We start from the raw sequence: 16,336 nt of genomic DNA on the forward strand, positions 1-16,336 counted from the left end.
CGCACCGGCACGGAGGAGACGGCGATGACCAGCGCACAGGAGCGACCCCGGGTGCTCACCGAGGCCGACGGCGACGTCTGGCGCATCACCCTCGACCGCCCGGAGACCGGCAACGCCCTCGACCCGGCCATGGCCGCGGAGCTCCTGGCCGCCCTGCAGGCGCGACCGGGGTCGGCCCGGACCGTGCTGCTGCTGGCCAACGGGGAGCGGTTCTGCGTCGGCGGCGACGTCCGCGCCTTCTCCTCGGTGGACGACCCGAGCCGCTACGTCGGGCAGCTCGCGCACGACTGGCACGAGGTCATCCGGACGCTGCTCTACTGCCCGGTGCCGGTCGTCGCCGGGGTCCAGGGCGCGGTGGCCGGCGCCGGGATCGGCCTGATGGGCGCCTGCGACATCGTCGTCTGCGCCCGCTCCACGAAGATCCGCCCGGCCTACGGCGCGATCGGCTACTCCCCCGACGGCGGCAGCTCGTGGGCGCTGACCCGCGCGCTGGGCGCTCCGCGCGCCCTGGAGCTCATGCTCACCAACGGGGCCCTGACCGCGGCGGAGGCCCACATGTTCGGCCTCGTGGCCCGGCTCGTGGAGGACGAGGAGGTGCACCAGTCGGCGATCGCCCTGGCGCACGCGGTGGCCGCCGGCCCGGTGCGGGCGATGGTGCGCACCCGCGCCCTGGTGCGGCAGGCCGCCGTCCGGACCCTCGAGCAGCAGCTGGACGACGAGGCGCGGCTGATCGCCGAGTCCGCCGGTGACCCCGAGGGCCGCGAGGGCGTGCGGGCCTTCGTCGAGAAGCGCCAGCCGGACTTCCGCGGCGCCGTCTGAGCAGGGGTCCGCCGACGACAGCGGGTTCCCCGGTGGCGTGCCGGGTACTCCCGACCACGGCGTCCCGGCACCGGACCGGGCGTCGTCGACCACGGGCGCCCCTGCGTCGCGCCGCGGCCCGGGAGCGCACCCGGCACTGGGAGCAGCGATGGGTCTACCTGGACGGGACGCGGCACGGAACTGGATCGGGAAGACGGTCGTGGACCGCGAGGGCGCACCGCTGGGCCCCTGCGCGGCCGTCCTGGCCGACGAGGCCACCGGCCTCCCGGAGTGGGTGTACGTCCAGGTCGAGGAGGCCCGAGCCGTCGTCCCGGTCGTCGACGCGGCCGAGACCGGCGACCGGGTGCAGGTGACCGTCAGCCGAGCCCAGGTCGTCAGCGCGCCGGTGGCCGGCGACACCCCCCGGCTGACCGAGGCCCAGGAGGGGGAGCTCTACCGCCACTACGGCATCGAGTACTCCCGCGAGACGTCGGAGAGCCTGCTGCCGGCCGGTGCGGCAGGTGCTCCGGCGGGCGGGTCGCCGGCGGGCACCGGTCAGGCGGCACCCGCTGCCCGCCGCCGGTCGGCCCCGGTGGTCGGCGCGTTCGCGGTCCTGGCGGCGGTGCTCGCCGTGGCCGGGCGCGCCCGGGCGCGGCGGCAGCCGGCCCCGGCGTCCCGGGCCGGACGGCTCCGGGACCGGCGGCCCTGGGCACCACGGCCACCCACCCCGGCCGAGCGGGCCGCCCAGCGCGCCCGACGGCTGGCCGCCACGGTCACGCGGACAGGCGCCACGGCCGCGGCACGGGTGCGGGCCCGGACGGCGCGCTGAGCCCACGCCCACGAGCCGGACGGTGCCCTCCGTCGCCGTCCGGGCTCAGACCTCCGCCTGCGGCTCGAGCACGAACACCGCCCGGGCCACGACGCCGGCGCTGTCGGTGGCGGTCACGGTGACCTCCATGCGGGTGCCCTCGCCGTGGTCGACGAAGGGCCGGGCGTAGTCGGGCCCCTCCACGGTCTCCCCCGGGTGCTCGTGGCAGGCGCCGCCGCTGCAGTGCACGAGCACCTCGCTCCACCGGACCGTCAGCGGCCCGTCCTCGGCGTCGACCGCGGTCGCCGACGCCTGCACCAGCTCACCCGGCGTCCAGCGCCGGTCGGACGGCGGCGCGGTGAGCGTCAGCTCCGGCGGGCTGTTCCCGGGGACGACGGTCACCGTGGTGGTGTCCTGCGCACCGCCGGGATCGGTGACCGTCAGGGTCGCGGTGAACGGCTCGGGCCCCGCGCCGGCGTAGGCGTGCACCACCTGCGGCCCCTCGGCCACGGTCCCGTCGCCCAGGTCCCAGTGGGCCGCCAGCGGGTCGCCGTCGAGGTCGCCGGAGCCGCTCCCGTCGAACGTGACGGTGCGCGTCGCCACGTCCACCGCGGCCGTGGCCCGCGCGGTCGGCGGGCGGTTGCCCGGCGCGTACACCAGCCGGCCGAGGACGCTGCCCCGGATGTCGGCCCACACGACGTCACCGTTCCCCGGGTGCGCCCGGAAGGCGACCGGGGCGCCCAGCTCCGCGGCGAAGCCGTCGGCCTCGGGCGGCCGCACCAGACCCCCCTGCGCGTCGTGGCGCAGCGTGTAGACCCGCTGGACCGAGTAGTCGCCGAAGAAGTACGCCCCCTGGTACTCCGGCGGGTAGGCCGTGCCGGTGTAGGTGAGCCCGCCGGTCACCGCGGTGCCCGCCGGCCCGTGCGGATAGGTCCACAGCGGCGCGGTGTTGGGCACCCCCTGGCAGCCGGGCAGCTCCGCGTACCCGGGGGTCGGCCCGTCGCCCTCCCAGCAGGGCCAGCCGTAGACGGCCCCGGGCCGGACGACGTCGACCTCCTCCCAGGCCGTCCAGCCGACGTCGCCCACGACCGGCGCACCGGTCACCGGGTCGAGGGCCAGCCGGAACGGGCTGCGGAAGCCGCTGGCGTACACCCGGCTCTGCCAGGCGCTCGGGTCGGCGGGGTCGAAGGACGGGTTGTCCGGCACACCGCTGCCGTCGGGCAGGACGTGCAGGAGCTTGCCGTAGCCGGTGGTGGGGTCCAGCGCGCGCAGGGCCAGCGGGTCGGCGCCCACGTACCCCGAGCTGTCCCCGGTGGTCACCCACAGCGTGCCGTCGGGGGCGGCCAGCAGGCCGGTGAGGCCGTGCGCGTCCGAACCGGCGGGCAGCTCGAGCACCACCCGCTCGTCGGCCAGCCCGGTCGGCTGCGGCCCGCCGACGAGGGTCCAGGCGCTCAGCCGCAGGGTCCACTGCCCGTCGACGTCGAGCGCCCGGCCGGTGTAGAGGGTGCCGCCGTCGGGGGACACGGCGACGGCCACCAGCCCCAGGTCGTTGCGCGTGACGACCGGCAACTCGGCGAGGGTGCGGGCCTCCCCCGCGACCGACACCCAGGCCACCCGGCCGTTCTTGCCGGTGGTCACGTAGCTGCCGTCGGGCAGGAAGGCGAAGTCGGTCAGCAGCTGGTCCTGCCCGCTGGGCAGCTCCTGGACGACGAACCCCGGCGCCAGCACCGGTGCGGCCGCGGCCGGGGAGGCGGTGGCCACCGCGGTGGCGAGGGCCAGCGCGGTCACGACGCCCAGGTGCACGCCGGTGGACCACCGGCGGGCGGCACGGGGAAGAGGCCCGGTCATGAGCAGCGACGCTCCCCCAGCACCTCGGCGCGCCACAAACGGGGACGCCGGCGGCCCGTGGGTCCCGACCGTGCGTGGTCACCCGGGCGCGCAGCGGCCCGGCCGGGCGGGTGCCGGGACGCAGCAGCCCCGCTCCGGGAGACCCGGGCGGGGCTGCTGTGACTGTCGGGTGGAGCTGAGGGGATTTGAACCCCTGACCCCCTCGATGCGAACGAGGTGCGCTACCGGTCTGCGCCACAGCCCCTGACGAACGGAGAGCTTACCGTCCGCGTGCTCCGGCACCGCCACGGGGGGCGGCACCGGAGCCCGTCTCGGCTCCTGACCCCGTCCCGGGTCCCGCCCTGAGCGTGCGGAGGGTGGGGAGGACGGCGTCCGCTCTCAGCCGTTGACGACCCGCCGGGGCTGGTAGACGTCGATGTCGGCGAAGCCGATGTCGTCGTCGTCGAGGCCCACGACCGCGCTGTTCTGCCAGCCCGCGGGCGCCGCGGCGCGGGCCGCCACGACCCGGCCCGGGCGCAGCGGGTGCACCGGGGCGAGCGGCAGGCTCGGGTGCGGCAGGCCGACGGTGTGGTGGTGCACCTCCTCGGCGACCGGGGCCTCCTCGACCTCCTCCGGCGCCGGACGCGGCGCGGGCACCGGGCGCGCCGCGGGACGGGCGGCCGGCCCGCGGGCGGCACGGGCAGCCGCGCGGGCCGCGCGGCGGGCAGCCAGCCGCTCCCGGCGGGCCGCGGCGCGCAGCACCATCAGGTAGCCGACCAGGGCGACGTCCAGCAGCCCCTGGGCGATCCACAGCCACGGGCTGTAGAGGACCGCGCCGGCCAGCGCCAGCAGCGTGAGGGCGACCAGCCCGGCCAGGGTGCGACGCCGGACGGCGTGCACGTCCACGCGGAGCTCCCCGGAGGTCAGCAGCGCCGCCCGGTCGACGGAGACGCGCTCGGTCTCGGCGTGGACCACGGGGTCCACCGCCCGCCGCCGCTTCAGCGTCCGGCCGGAGTCGGCGCGGACGGACTGCGAGTCACCGCGGGTCACCACCATGGGCACCAGCACGACGAACCACAGCACGACCAGAGCGGCCAAGAGCACGCCGGATCCCATCAGAACACCACCCGTCACATGAGTCACTCGCCCGGCGAAGTTAAGGCCTGGGCTCCCCCAGACGAGGGAGGCGCGCGGGCGTGTCACTGATGTGTTGTGTGACTGGAGTGCCGTCGGGGCGGCGTGTCGACATGGCGCCACCGGCCGGGGCCACCCCGGCGTGGTATGCGCTCAGCGGGGTGCGCGGGCCTGCCAGCGGGTGAGGACCCCTTCGGGGGTGTCCTCGGCCAGCAGCGCGTAGCACCGGTGGTCCCGCCAGTCGCCGTCGATGTCGAGGTAGCGCCGCAACAGGCCCTCGTGACGAAACCCGAGGCGTTCCACCAGCCGCTGGCTCGGCCCGTTCTCCGGCCGGATGTCGGCCTGCAAGCGGTGCAGTCGCGCCGGCCCGAACGCGTGGTCGCACACCAGCGCCACCGCCAGCGACGCGACACCGCGCCCGGCCACCGAGCGGTCGATCCAGTAGCCCAGGTTGCCCGAGCGCAGCGCGCCGCGGACGACGTTGTCGATGGTGACCTGCCCGGCCAGCCGCCCCTCCACGCGGACGACGAACGGCAGCGTCGTCCCCACGGCGGCCCGGCGCAGCACGGCGCGGCGCATCGCGCGGAACGACTGCGGCGAGTGCCGGGCCGCCCACGACGACGGGGCGCTGGGCTCCCACGGGGCCAGCCACGCCTCGTTGGCCAGGCGGACCCGGCTCCACTCCTCGGCGTCGGCACGGCGCGGCGGGAGCAGTTCCACCGGGCCCCACGACAGCCGCGCGGGCCAGCCGGGGTGCAGGGCGGGATCGGCCACGGCGTTCGGTCAGCCGCCGAGCAGCAGGGGCATGACGGTGACCAGCCCGCCGGCGGCCACCTCCGTCACGTCCTCGTCGATCACGATCAGGCAGTTGGCCCGCGCCATGCGGGCCAGCATCGCCTCGTCCCCGTCACCGAGGGGCTCGACCACGTAGCCGCCGTCGGGGTGGCGCATGACCTGGCCGTGCAGGTACTGGCGGTAGCCCAGCGGCGAGAGCAGCTGCTCGGCGGCGATCGCCTGCACGGTGCGGCGGAACAGCTGGCGCTTGCCCAGCATCAGCCGGATCGCCGGGCGCACGAACACCTCGAAGGCGACGAGCGCGGCCACCGGCTCGCCCGGCACGCAGATGACCGGCACCGCGTCGCGGCCCAGCCGGCCGAACGCCTGCACCGGGCCGGGGTGCATCGTCACCGGCGAGAAGTGCATCTCCCCGAGCTCGGCCATGACCTCCTGCACCACGTCGCCGTCGGCGGCGAAGGTGCCCGACACGAGCACGAGGTCGCTGCGCAGCAGCTGGCTCTCCAGCACCTCCGACATGCGCCGCCGGTCGGAGGGGACGATGCCCGAGCGGTAGGCCTCGGCACCCGCGTCGCGGGCGGCGGCGGCCAGCGCGTAGCTGTTGACGTCGACGACCTGACCCGGGCCCGGCGGCGTGCTGATGTCGACCAGCTCACTGCCGGCGGACAGGACCGCGACCCGCGGCCGGGGACGCACCTGCACGCGGTCGCGGCCCACCGCGGCCAGCAGGCTGATCTGGGCCGGCCCGATCGGCGTCCCGACCTGCACCGCGACGGTGCCCGGCGCGACGTCGTCGCCCGCCCGGCGCACGTAGCCGCCGGCCTCCACCGGCGCGTGGACGGCGACGGTGACCACGCCCCGGTCGGTCCACACCGCCGGGACGACGACGTCGGCGCCGGCGGGCAGCATCGCGCCCGCGCTGACCTTCTGCGCCATCCCGGGGCCGATGGAGGACGGGCCGCTCGGGCCGGCGACGGTCTCCCCCACCACCGAGAGGTGGGCCGGCTCCTCCAGGGAGGCGCCCTCCACGTCCAGGGCGCGCGCGGCGTACCCGTCGAGCGCGGCCTGGTCGAAGGCGGGCAGCGCGCGCTGGCTGACGACCTCCTCCGCGCAGAGCAGGCCCTGCGCGTCGAGGACGGCGAGCTCGATCGGGTCCGGCTGCGGCACCGCCGTGAGGATCTCGTCGAGGTGCTGCTCGACGGTCCGCGGCGGGGGCGGCTCCGCGGCGGCCGGGGGCGGCGGCACCTGCCCGCGGTCGATCGCCGTGGTCTCGTGGGCCACCGCCGTCGCCCCGCGCAGCACGGTGCCCTGACGCAGGTCCATCGCCGTGGTGTCGCGCTGCCCTGCGGGCGCCCGGCCCGCCTCGTCCCCGGTCATCCCCACCACGGAGGACGATGCTCCCCCCTGAGGCGCTCCGTTCAGCCCTGCGACGCGCCCGCAGGGGGCAGGTCGGCGACGAAGTCGGTCAGCCAGGCGCGCAGCGGCGGGCCGAGGTCGTCGCGCTCGGTGGCCAGCTGGATGACCGCCTTGAGGTAGTCCAGCCGGTCGCCGGTGTCGTAGCGGCGGCCGTCGAACACCACGCCGTGCACCGGCTCCCCGCGCTCGACCAGGGTGGCCAGCGCGTCGGTCAGCTGGATCTCCCCACCGCGGCCCGGGGCCGTCTCGCGCAGCACGCCGAACACCTCCGGTGCCAGCACGTAGCGGCCGATGATGGCCAGGCTGCTCGGCGCCTCGTCCACCGGCGGCTTCTCCACGAGGCCGGTGATGGTCACCACGTCGGAGCCGCCGGGCTCCACGGCGACGGCGCCGTACTTGTCGATGTTCTCCCGGCCTACGTCCAGCAGCGCCACCACCGAACCGCCGTGCTCGGCCTGTACCTGCAGCATCTGCTCGAGCAGGTGGTCGCGGGCGTCGATCAGGTCGTCGCCGAGCAGCACGGCGAACGGCTCGTCGCCGACGAACGCGGCCGCCTGCAGCACCGCATGGCCCAGGCCGCGGGCCTCGCCCTGCCGGACGAAGTGGACCTGCGCCACGTCGGTGGACTCCTGGACGGCGGCGAGCCGGCCGGCGTCACCCTTCTTCTCCAGCGCCGTCTCCAGCTCGGGGTGGCGGTCGAAGAAGTCCTCGATCGCGGCCTTGTTGCGGCCGGTGACCATGAGCACCTCGGCCAGCCCGGCCCGGGCGGCCTCCTCGACGATGTACTGCAGCGCCGGGCGGTCGACGACCGGGAGCAGCTCCTTGGGCACCGCCTTGGTGGCCGGCAGGAACCGGGTGCCCATCCCCGCGACCGGGATGACGGCCTTCCGCGCCGGGCGGGAGCTCGAAGTCGGCATGGCGGGAGCCTAGCCAGCGGCCCGGACCCCGGTCCCCACGCCGCCGGGCGGGCCTCACCCCTCGTGGCTAGCCTGCGGCGGTGACCCCTGCGGACGACGTGACCGCCCGCAAGGTCGCGTTCCGCACCCAGGTGCTGGCCCGTCGCTCCGCCCGGCCCGCCGCGGAGCGCGCCGCCGCCGCGGCCGCGGTCACCACCGCGCTGCTGCGCGGGCTGGCCGGCGTCCACACGCTGGCCGCGTTCGTGCCCGATCCCACCGAGCCCGGCGCCGGCCGGCTCCCGGCCGCCTACACCCGGCTCGGCGCGCGGGTGCTGCTGCCGGTCGTGCCCGCGGCCGGCCGGGAGCTGTCCTGGGCCGTCGACACCGGCCGGCTGGCACCCGGCCGCTTCGGGCTGCAGGAGCCGGTGGGGCCGCGCCTGGGCCCCACCGCGATCGGCACTGCGGAGGTCGTCGTCGTCCCGGCGGTGGCGGTGTCCCGGGCCGGGCTCCGGCTGGGGCGCGGCGGCGGTTACTACGACCGGGCGCTGCGGCACGCCCGCCCCGGCGCCCGCGTGGTGGCCCTCGTGTTCGACGACGAGCTCGTCGACGAACTGCCCACGGAGCCCCACGACCACCGGGTGACCGCGGTGGTCACGCCCTCGGGGGGCTGGGAGGCGCTACCGGCCGGTCACTGACACAGTGATCACGCCCTCGTCACCGACGCCGCGGGAGAGACCGTGTCACCCGAGATCGTCACCATCCTCGCGCTCGTCGTGATCTTCGCGATCGCCACGTTCCTGCCCATCAACATGGGCGCCCTCGCGTTCGTCGCGGCGTTCCTCGTGGGCACGCTGTCGGTCGGGCTGAGCACCGACGACATCCTCGCCGGCTTCCCGGCCGAGTTGGTGGTGACGCTGATCGGCGTCACGTACCTGTTCGCGATCGCCCAGAACAACGGCACCGTCGACCTGCTGGTGCGGGGCGCGGTGCGGCTGGTGCGCGGCCACGTCGCGGCGATCCCGTGGATCATGTTCGCGGTCACGGCGCTGCTCACCGCCATCGGCGCGCTCTCCCCCGCCGCGGTGGCCATCATCGCGCCGATCGCCCTGGGCTTCGCCGCCCGCTACGACATCAACCCACTGCTCATGGGCATGATGGTCATCCACGGCGCCCAGGGCGGCGGGTTCTCCCCCATCAGCGTCTACGGCGTCACCGTCAACACGATCGTCGAGGACGAGGGCCTGACCTCCAGCCCGGTGACGGTCTTCCTGGCGAGCCTGCTGTTCAACCTGGCCATCGCGCTCGTGCTGTTCGTCGTGCTCGGCGGGCGGCAGCTGCTGGGGCGCAAGGTCGACGCGCAGGTGCCGGTGCACGCCGCGCACGGCGACGACACCGTCGTCCGGGGGCACGGCGCCGCGCCCGGCCCGGCGGTGGGCGGGGGCGAGGACGTCGACGCCCCGGAGGCGCCCCCGCGGGTGACCCTGGACCAGGTCCTCACGCTGATCGGGCTGGCCGCCGTCGCCGTCCTCGCGCTGGTCTTCGACCTCGACATCGGCTTCGTCTCCATCACCGTCGCCACGGTGCTCGCCCTGTTCGCCGCCGCCCGGCACAAGGGGGCGGTCAGCCAGATCAGCTGGTCGACGGTGCTGCTCATCGCCGGTGTCCTGACGTTCGTCTTCGTGCTGCAGGAGGCCGGGACGATCGACTACGTCGGCGAGGCGGTGATCGGGCTCGGCGTCCCCCTGCTCATCGCGCTGCTGCTCTGCTACATCGGAGGGGTGGTGTCGGCGTTCGCGTCGTCGACCGCGATCATCGGTGTCGCCATCGCGCTCGCGGTGCCGTTCCTGCAGGCCGGGGAGATCGGGGCCGTGGGCGTGGTGGTCGCCCTGTCGGTGTCCTCGACCATCGTCGACGTGAGCCCGTTCTCCACGAACGGCGCACTGGTGCTGGCCAACGCACAGGACGTCGACAAGGACCGCTTCTACAAGCAGATCCTCGCCTACTCCGGGATCGTCGTCGTCGCCGGGCCGTTCCTGGCCTGGCTGGTCTTCGTCGTCCCCGGCTGGCTCTAGACGAACGGAGCGCACCACCATGTCCGGACCGCTCGACGGCGTCCTCGTCGTCGACCTGACCCGAGCCCTCGCCGGGCCGCACGCCGGGATGATGCTGGGTGACCTCGGCGCCCGCGTGATCAAGGTGGAGAGCCCCGGCAGCGGGGACGACACCCGCGGCTGGGGCCCGCCGTTCGTCGACCCGCCCGAGGGCGGGCGGGAGTCGACGTACTTCCTGTCGACCAACAAGAACAAGGAGTCGATCACCCTCGACCTCAAGGACGACGGCGACAAGGCGCTGCTCACCGAGCTGGTCCGCCGCGCCGACGTGCTGCTGGAGAACTTCCGCCCCGGCACCCTGGCCCGCCTGGGCTTCGGCACCGACGTGCTGGAGTCGCTCAACCCGCGGCTGGTCACCCTGTCGATCAGCGGGTTCGGCCACGACGGCCCCGAGGGCGGGCGGGCCGGCTACGACCAGATCGCCCAGGGCGAGGGCGGGCTGATGTCGCTGACCGGCTCGGGCCCGGAGGACCCCCAGCGGGTCGGCGTCCCGATCGGCGACCTGCTGGCCGGCATGTACGGCGCCTACGGCGTGCTGGCTGCGCTGCTCGAGCGCGAGCGCACCGGCCGTGGGCAGGTGGTCCGCACCTCGCTGCTGGCCGCGATCGTCGGCGTGCACGCCTTCCAGGGGACGGCGTGGACCGTGGCCGGCAAGGTCGGCCGCGCGCAGGGCAACCACCACCCCTCGATCGCCCCCTACGGCCTGTTCCACTGCCAGGGCGGCAGCGTGCAGCTGTCCTGCGGCTCGGAGGGCCTGTGGCGCAAGCTGTGCGCCGAGTTCGGCCTGGACCCCGAGGCGCCCGGCATGGCGAGCAACGGCGAGCGGGTGGGCAACCGGCAGCAGGTCATCGAGCTGCTGGAGCGCACCTTCGCCGACATCGGCCCGGAGGAGCTGCTGGCCCGGCTGGCCGCGGCGGGCATCCCGGCCGGGAAGGTGCGGACGATCGACGAGGTCTACACCTGGGATCAGACCCTCTCCCAGGGCCTGCTGGTCGACGTGGAGCACGAGACGCTGGGCCGGCTGCAGCTGCCCGGCCCGCCGCTGCGCTTCTTCGCCCCCGGTCCGGACGGCGAGACCGAGACCACCCGCCGCGACCACACGGCGCCGCCGGTGCTGGGGTCGTCCAACGAGGCGATCCGCGCCTGGCTGCAGTCGTGAGTCGGGCCCTGGACGCCCGGGCCCTGCGCGACCTCGTCCTCGACCCGGGCTCCTGGAAGACCTGGGACGCCCCCATCACGATCGGCGAGGTCTCCCCCGAGTACGCCGCCGAGCTGGCCCGCGCGGCGGAGCGCAGCCGCCAGGACGAGGCGATCATCACCGGCGAGGGGCTGCTGCGCGGCCGGCGGGTGGCGGTCATCGCCGGGGAGTTCGGCTTCCTCGCCGGCTCCATCGGGGTGGCCGCCGCCGAGCGGCTGATCGCCGCCGTGGAGCGGGCCACCGAGGAGGGCCTGCCGCTGCTGGCCGCGCCGGTGTCCGGCGGCACCCGGATGCAGGAGGGCACCGTCGCCTTCCTGCAGATGATCGGGATCACCGCGGCGATCGCCCGGCACAAGGAGGCCGGGCTGCCCTACCTGGTCTACCTGCGGCACCCCACGTTCGGCGGCGTCCTGGCCTCGTGGGGCTCGACCGGGCACGTCACCATCGCCGAGCCCGGCGCCTCGATCGGCTTCCTGGGCGCCCGGGTCTACGAGGCCCTCTACGGCGAGCCGTTCCCCGAGGGGGTGCAGACCGCCGAGAACCTGGCCGCGCACGGGCTCATCGACGCGGTCGTGCCGCACGAGGAGATCGCCGAGGTCGCCGACCGGGCGCTGCGGGTGCTGGCCGCCCGGCAGACCTGGCACCTCGACGTCCGGGACGCCGAGCGGCCCCGGCCCGAGGACGGGCGGGACACCGACGACCCCGAGGACGGGCGCAGCGCCTGGGACGTCGTCACCGCGTCCCGGCGGGAGGAGCGCCCGGGCGTCCGCCGGCTGCTGCGGACGGCGGCGACCGACATCGTCGGGCTGTCGGGCACCGGCGCCGGCGAGAAGGACCCCGGCCTGCTGCTGGCCCTGGCCCGCTTCGGTGGGGCGCCCTGCGTGGTGCTGGGGCAGGACCGGCGCGGGCAGTCGCTGACCGCGCCGCTGGGCCCGGCCGCCCTGCGCGAGGCCCGCCGCGGGATGCGGCTGGCCGCCGAGCTGCGGCTGCCCCTGGTGACGCTCATCGACACCCCGGGCGCGGCGTTGTCCAAGGAGGCGGAGGAGGGCGGGCTGGCCGCGGAGATCGCCCGCTGCCTGCAGGACCTCGTGATGCTCAAGGCCCCGACGCTGGCGGTGCTGCTGGGCCAGGGCACCGGCGGTGGCGCGCTGGCCCTGGTGCCGGCCGACCGGGTGCTGGCCGCGGCCAACGGGTGGCTCGGCCCGCTGCCGCCGGAGGGTGCCTCGGCGATCGTGCACCGCACCGTCGACCGGGCCGGGGAGATGGCCGCCTCCCAGGGCGTGCGGGCCACCGACCTGTGGCGGGCCGGCATCGTCGACCGCGTGGTGCCCGAGCGGCCGGACGCCGCCGACGAGCCGGTGGAGTTCTGCCGCCGGCTGGGCCGGGTGCTCGGCGAGGAGCTGGCCAACCTGCTGGGGCGCGACGACGGCGAGCGGTTCCGCAGCCGGCTGCACCGCTACCGCCACCTCGGCCGCTGAGGCGTGGACCGGCGGCCGGTCCGGCGCGTCAAGCCCGACCCCGGGGCGCCCCGGCCGCCGGACGACGTCTGGCCGGTGACCGTCCCGGCGGTCGCGCAGGTGCTCCGGGAGGGGCTGGAGCTGGGGCCGGGCGCGACGGTCCTGGTCGGCGAGAACGGCTCGGGCAAGTCGACGGTGCTGGAGGTGCTGGCCGCCGCCCTCGGACTCAACGCCGAGGGCGGCTCGGTCAACACCCGGCACGAGACCCGGCGCAGTGAGCCCGGCTCCCTGTACCTCGTCGTGGAGCGCAGTCCGGGAGCGGACCGCTGGGCCTACTTCCTGCGCGACGAGACCCTGCACGGGCTTTACAGCTACCTGGAGTCGATCGGCGAGCCCGGCTTCCACGAGCTCTCGCACGGTGAGGGCTTCCTGTCGCTGTTCGGCAGCCGGGCCACACGGCGGGGGCTCTACCTGCTCGACGAGCCGGACGCCGCGCTGTCCTTCACGGGCACGCTGTCACTCGTCGTGCGGCTCGCCGAGCTGGTCGCGGGCGGGGCGCAGGTCGTCGTCGCCACCCACTCCCCCGTCCTCGCCGCCCTGCCCGGGGCGCGACTGCTCGAGGTGGGCCCGTGGGGTCTGCGCGACGCCGAGTGGGCCGACCTGGAGCTCACCGCGAGCTGGCGGCAGTTCCTGGACGACCCGGCGTCCTTCCTCCGCCACCTGACCTGATCATCAGGCCGCGGAGCTCTGCGCCCCGGCCAGGCCCCACGCGTCGGCCACCAGCTCGAGGCTGTGCAGCCGCTCCTCGACCCCGTGGGTGGACGCCGACAGCATCAGCTCGTCGGCGCCGGTGTCGGCGGCCAGCCGGCGCAGCTGGGCCACGGCGCCGGCGGCGTCCCCGACGATCGCGTTGCTCGGCATCGCCTCGGCCGCGGCCCGCTCCGGGTCGACCCGGGCCTCCTCGACGCTGGGCAGCGCCCGGGGCCGGTTCAGCCGCAGGGACAGCCGCATGAGCTGCCCGGGCAGCGCCAGCCGCCGGGCCTCCTCCTCGGTGTCGGCCGCGAGCACGTTCGCGGTGACGATCGTGAACGGCTCCTCCAGCACCGGGGAGGGGCGGAAGGTGTCGCGGTAGAGGCCGACGGCGGTCAGCACGTTCGGGCCGCCGAAGTGGTGGGCGAAGGCGAACGGCAGCCCGAGGTGGCCGGCCAGCTGCGCGGAGAAGCCGCTGGACCCGAGCAGCACGACCGAGGGCGCGGACTCCGCCGCCGGGGTGGCCCGGAACCGCTCGGCGAGGCCGCCCTCGACCCGCGGGTCGCCGAACAGGCCGAGCAGGTCGATGAGGTGCTGCGGGAAGTCGTCGGCCGACAGCGCCGCCGGGTCGCGGCGCAGCGCCACCGCGGTCTGCTGGTCGGTGCCGGGGGCGCGGCCGATGCCGAGGTCGATCCGGCCGGGGTGCAGCGCCTCCAGGAGGGCGAACTGCTCGGCGACGACCAGGGGCGCGTGGTTGGGCAGCATGACGCCGCCCGAGCCGATCCGGATCCGCTCGGTCACCGCGGCCAGGTGGGCGATGAGCACCGGTGGGTTGGTGCTCGCCACCGCCGGCATGTTGTGGTGCTCGGCCACCCAGATGCGGGTGAAGCCCAGCCGGTCGGCGGCCTGGGCGACGCGGGTGGTGGCGGCGAGGGCGTCGGCGGTGGACTGCCCCGAGCCGACGGTGGCCAGCTCGAGGACGGACAGCGGCAGGGGCTCGGACATCACCGGCGGCAACGCGTGCCGGGCGTGCGGCCTTCCCCGGTCAGGCCGTGTCCGCGCCGTGCTCGACGCGCAGGCTGTGGTCGGGGTCCAGCCGGTCGACCACCAGCTCCAGGGCCTCCCCGAGCGCCCGGGTCTGCTCCTCGGTGAGCGGGTCGAACACCGCGGTCCGGACGGCGTCGACGTGACCGGGGGCCACCGAGCGGACGACGTCCCAGCCGGCGTCGGTGAGGACGGCGACGTTGCCCCGGCCGTCCTCCGGGGAGCGCTCGCGCCGCACCCACCCGCGCTCCTCGAGCCGGGCGACGGTGTGGGACAGGCGGCTCTGCGACTGGTTGGCCCGCCGGGCGAGATCGCTCATCCGCCGGCTGCGGCCCGGCGCCTCCGACAGCATCGCGAGGACGACGTAGGCGGCGTGACTGATGCCGGCGTCCCGCTGCAGCTGTGCGTCGAGGACCCGCGGTACCAGTTCGGCGGCGGTCAGCCACGCCCGCCAGACCCGCTGCTGCTCCTCGTCCAGCCACTCCTGCGCCACGGGGGGACCGTACTTGCGCCCGTCGCGGTGTCGTCCGGCGAGCGGGCTGCCGGCACCGCCGCCGGTCAGCCGCGCGGTGCGGGGATGCCCGGGACCGCGATGTTGACGTTGCGGTGGAACACGTTGCCGGGGTCGTACCGCGCCTTGACGTCCACCAGGCGCTGGTACTTCGGCCCGTAGGAGGCCGCGGCCTCGGCGGCGTCGCGGCCCTCGACGGCGTTGACGTAGCTGCCCTCCCCCATCATGTGCGGGCGCAGCGCCTGCCACAGGTTGCGGATCCACTCGCGCTCCGCGGGGAGCATGTCGGGCGTGGGCGTCAGCCCGATGAAGAACCCGGTGTAGCGCGGCGTCCGCCCGCCCCCGAAGGCGGTCTCGTCCTCGCCGACGTCGGAGTAGGCCCCGTCCAGCCGGTAGAACAGCAGCACCGACAGCGGTGAGGTCTTGCGCGGTGCGTGCTCGACGAGGACGTCGATCACCTCGTCGGTGAGATCGGCGAAGTAGCCGCTCTTGTCGTAGGCGTGGAAGCCCCACGCGTTGGCCTCGTCCAGCAACTGCTGCAACGCCGTGTACGGCATCGGGGCGACCACGTCGAACAACGGCGGGAGCGCCGCGCGGATGCGCCGGGTCACCTCCTCGTGCTCGGCCGGGTCCCCGAACCCGGTCACGAGCAGCGCGTGCCCGGGCCGGCCCTGGTACTCGACCGGCACGAACGGAGCCGGTGGGGCGGTGAGGGCCACCGCCGGGACGGCGTTCACCGTCCGGGGCAGCTCGGCGATGACCTCCCGGGCCAGGCGCAGCGCCGCGCGGCCCTGGGTCTCGTCCCAGAAGAAGAGCCCGAACTGCACCGTCGGCCCGACCGGGTGCAGCCGGAACTCGAACTCCGTGACCACGCCGAAGTTGCCGCCACCGCCGCGGACGGCCCAGAACAGGTCCGGGTTCTCGTCCTCGGCGGCCCGCAGGACGCGTCCGTCGGCGACCACGACCTCGGCCGAGACGAGGTTGTCGATGCTCAGGCCGGCCATCCGGGACAGCCAGCCCATCCCCCCGCCCAGGGTCAGCCCGCCGACGCCGGTGTGGCCGACCATGCCGGCCGGGACGGCCAGCCCGTGGGCCTGCGTGGCGGCGTCGAGGTCCCGCAGCAGCGCCCCGCCCTGCACCCGCGCCCGCCGGCTCGCGGGGTCGACGGTGACCGCGTCCATCCGCCGCAGGTCGATGACCAGCCCGCCGTCCACCGAGGAGTGCCCGGGGACGCTGTGCGCCCCGCCGCGGACGGCGATCTCCAGCCCCTCGGTCCGGGCGAAGCGGATCGCGCTCGCCACGTCCGCCGCCGAGTCGCACTGGACGATGACGGCCGGCCGCCGGTCGACGCCGGCGTTCCAGAGCGCCCTGGCCTCGTCGTAGCCCACGTCGTCCGCCGTGAGCACCGGGCCCCCCACCTCGGCCCGCAGGGTCTGGATGCCGCCGCTGAGTGTCTCGGTCATGGTCCGGCCTGCCTCTCGGGTCCTCCCGTGCGGGCAGTGTCGTCGGGCCGCCGCCCGGAGGACATGCCCCGGACGGCTCGGAGGGCGCGGTTCCCGGCGCGTCGGCCCGTGCACCGGCGCGCGGCACC

The 16,336-nt window shown here is 75.8% G+C and carries 15 protein-coding genes and 1 tRNA gene; 7 read left to right on the plus strand and 9 right to left on the minus strand.

Annotated features, from left to right (window positions below):
• Positions 1-24 precede the first annotated feature (24 nt).
• Together ACI79E_RS00635 and ACI79E_RS00640 are read left to right on the plus strand one after the other, a co-directional pair.
• Entirely contained in the window at positions 25-819 is a 795-nt protein-coding gene (locus ACI79E_RS00635; RefSeq protein ID WP_456930609.1) for an enoyl-CoA hydratase/isomerase family protein, read from the plus strand.
• A gap of 148 nt (positions 820-967) precedes the next feature.
• Positions 968-1,627, plus strand: a complete 660-nt coding sequence (locus tag ACI79E_RS00640; protein ID WP_456930610.1) for a hypothetical protein — start codon at positions 968-970, stop codon at positions 1,625-1,627.
• 45 nt (positions 1,628-1,672) lie between these two features.
• On the opposite strand, the gene ACI79E_RS00645 is transcribed toward ACI79E_RS00640, so the two are convergent.
• The 6 genes from ACI79E_RS00645 to galU form a co-directional block, all read right to left on the minus strand.
• Positions 1,673-3,454 carry a PQQ-dependent sugar dehydrogenase gene (locus ACI79E_RS00645; RefSeq protein ID WP_456930611.1) on the minus strand — a complete coding sequence of 594 codons (1,782 nt, stop codon included), beginning with the start codon at positions 3,452-3,454 and terminating at the stop codon, positions 1,673-1,675.
• A 170-nt stretch (positions 3,455-3,624) separates the two neighbouring features.
• Positions 3,625-3,698, minus strand: a tRNA-Ala gene (locus tag ACI79E_RS00650).
• Positions 3,699-3,832: 134 nt separating this feature from the next.
• A complete protein-coding gene (gene sepX / locus ACI79E_RS00655; protein ID WP_456930612.1) occupies positions 3,833-4,537 on the minus strand; it encodes a divisome protein SepX/GlpR in 705 nt (234 codons plus the stop codon).
• Between the two features lie 183 nt (positions 4,538-4,720).
• Positions 4,721-5,341 carry a GNAT family N-acetyltransferase gene (locus ACI79E_RS00660; RefSeq protein WP_456930613.1) on the minus strand — a complete coding sequence of 207 codons (621 nt, stop codon included), beginning with the start codon at positions 5,339-5,341 and terminating at the stop codon, positions 4,721-4,723.
• A 9-nt stretch (positions 5,342-5,350) separates the two neighbouring features.
• Positions 5,351-6,739 (minus strand): molybdotransferase-like divisome protein Glp, encoded by a 1,389-nt coding sequence (glp, locus tag ACI79E_RS00665; protein ID WP_456930614.1) that lies wholly within the window; start codon positions 6,737-6,739, stop codon positions 5,351-5,353.
• Between the two features lie 41 nt (positions 6,740-6,780).
• Positions 6,781-7,695, minus strand: coding sequence for a UTP--glucose-1-phosphate uridylyltransferase GalU (gene galU, locus ACI79E_RS00670; RefSeq protein ID WP_456930615.1), 915 nt, complete (start codon positions 7,693-7,695; stop codon positions 6,781-6,783).
• Positions 7,696-7,775: 80 nt separating this feature from the next.
• On the opposite strand from galU, the gene ACI79E_RS00675 reads away from it, so the two are divergent.
• The 5 genes from ACI79E_RS00675 to ACI79E_RS00695 are packed head-to-tail and all read left to right on the plus strand — an operon-like array spanning position 7,776 to position 13,169.
• Entirely contained in the window at positions 7,776-8,369 is a 594-nt protein-coding gene (locus ACI79E_RS00675) for a 5-formyltetrahydrofolate cyclo-ligase (RefSeq protein ID WP_456930616.1), read from the plus strand.
• A 42-nt stretch (positions 8,370-8,411) separates the two neighbouring features.
• On the plus strand, positions 8,412-9,746 hold the full coding sequence (locus ACI79E_RS00680; protein ID WP_456930617.1) for an SLC13 family permease: 1,335 nt from the start codon (positions 8,412-8,414) through the stop codon (positions 9,744-9,746).
• Between the two features lie 19 nt (positions 9,747-9,765).
• The gene (locus tag ACI79E_RS00685; protein WP_456930618.1) at positions 9,766-10,944 is read left to right on the plus strand and encodes a CaiB/BaiF CoA transferase family protein; all 1,179 of its coding nucleotides are present in this window, start codon (positions 9,766-9,768) and stop codon (positions 10,942-10,944) included.
• A complete protein-coding gene (locus ACI79E_RS00690; RefSeq protein ID WP_456930619.1) occupies positions 10,941-12,461 on the plus strand; it encodes a carboxyl transferase domain-containing protein in 1,521 nt (506 codons plus the stop codon). Before ACI79E_RS00685 ends, ACI79E_RS00690 begins: the two co-directional genes overlap by 4 nt.
• A gap of 3 nt (positions 12,462-12,464) precedes the next feature.
• Positions 12,465-13,169, plus strand: a complete 705-nt coding sequence (locus tag ACI79E_RS00695; RefSeq protein WP_456930620.1) for an AAA family ATPase — start codon at positions 12,465-12,467, stop codon at positions 13,167-13,169.
• 3 nt (positions 13,170-13,172) lie between these two features.
• Here ACI79E_RS00695 and ACI79E_RS00700 read toward each other — a convergent pair whose 3' ends face one another.
• The 3 genes from ACI79E_RS00700 to ACI79E_RS00710 all read right to left on the minus strand — a co-directional run bounded on the left by ACI79E_RS00700 (position 13,173) and on the right by ACI79E_RS00710 (position 16,208).
• Positions 13,173-14,195 carry an LLM class flavin-dependent oxidoreductase gene (locus ACI79E_RS00700; RefSeq protein WP_456930621.1) on the minus strand — a complete coding sequence of 341 codons (1,023 nt, stop codon included), beginning with the start codon at positions 14,193-14,195 and terminating at the stop codon, positions 13,173-13,175.
• A 40-nt stretch (positions 14,196-14,235) separates the two neighbouring features.
• On the minus strand, positions 14,236-14,727 hold the full coding sequence (locus ACI79E_RS00705; RefSeq protein WP_456930622.1) for a MarR family winged helix-turn-helix transcriptional regulator: 492 nt from the start codon (positions 14,725-14,727) through the stop codon (positions 14,236-14,238).
• 65 nt (positions 14,728-14,792) lie between these two features.
• Complete coding sequence (locus ACI79E_RS00710) at positions 14,793-16,208, minus strand: FAD-binding oxidoreductase (protein WP_456930623.1); 1,416 nt, start codon at positions 16,206-16,208, stop codon at positions 14,793-14,795.
• Positions 16,209-16,336 lie beyond the last annotated feature (128 nt).

The sequence above is a fragment of the Geodermatophilus sp. SYSU D00079 genome (genome assembly GCF_054050635.1).

What these genes read in the sequence shown, in the direction of transcription:
- galU (WP_456930615.1), bottom strand. Translation starts at nt 7,695, where the DNA reads ATGCCGACTTCGAGCTCCCGCCCGGCGCGGAAGGCCGTCATCCCGGTC.
- ACI79E_RS00640 (WP_456930610.1), top strand. Translation starts at nt 968, where the DNA reads ATGGGTCTACCTGGACGGGACGCGGCACGGAACTGGATCGGGAAGACG.
- ACI79E_RS00635 (WP_456930609.1), top strand. Translation starts at nt 25, where the DNA reads ATGACCAGCGCACAGGAGCGACCCCGGGTGCTCACCGAGGCCGACGGC.
- ACI79E_RS00700 (WP_456930621.1), bottom strand. Translation starts at nt 14,195, where the DNA reads ATGTCCGAGCCCCTGCCGCTGTCCGTCCTCGAGCTGGCCACCGTCGGC.
- glp (WP_456930614.1), bottom strand. Translation starts at nt 6,739, where the DNA reads ATGACCGGGGACGAGGCGGGCCGGGCGCCCGCAGGGCAGCGCGACACC.
- ACI79E_RS00685 (WP_456930618.1), top strand. Translation starts at nt 9,766, where the DNA reads ATGTCCGGACCGCTCGACGGCGTCCTCGTCGTCGACCTGACCCGAGCC.
- ACI79E_RS00645 (WP_456930611.1), bottom strand. Translation starts at nt 3,454, where the DNA reads ATGACCGGGCCTCTTCCCCGTGCCGCCCGCCGGTGGTCCACCGGCGTG.
- ACI79E_RS00710 (WP_456930623.1), bottom strand. Translation starts at nt 16,208, where the DNA reads ATGACCGAGACACTCAGCGGCGGCATCCAGACCCTGCGGGCCGAGGTG.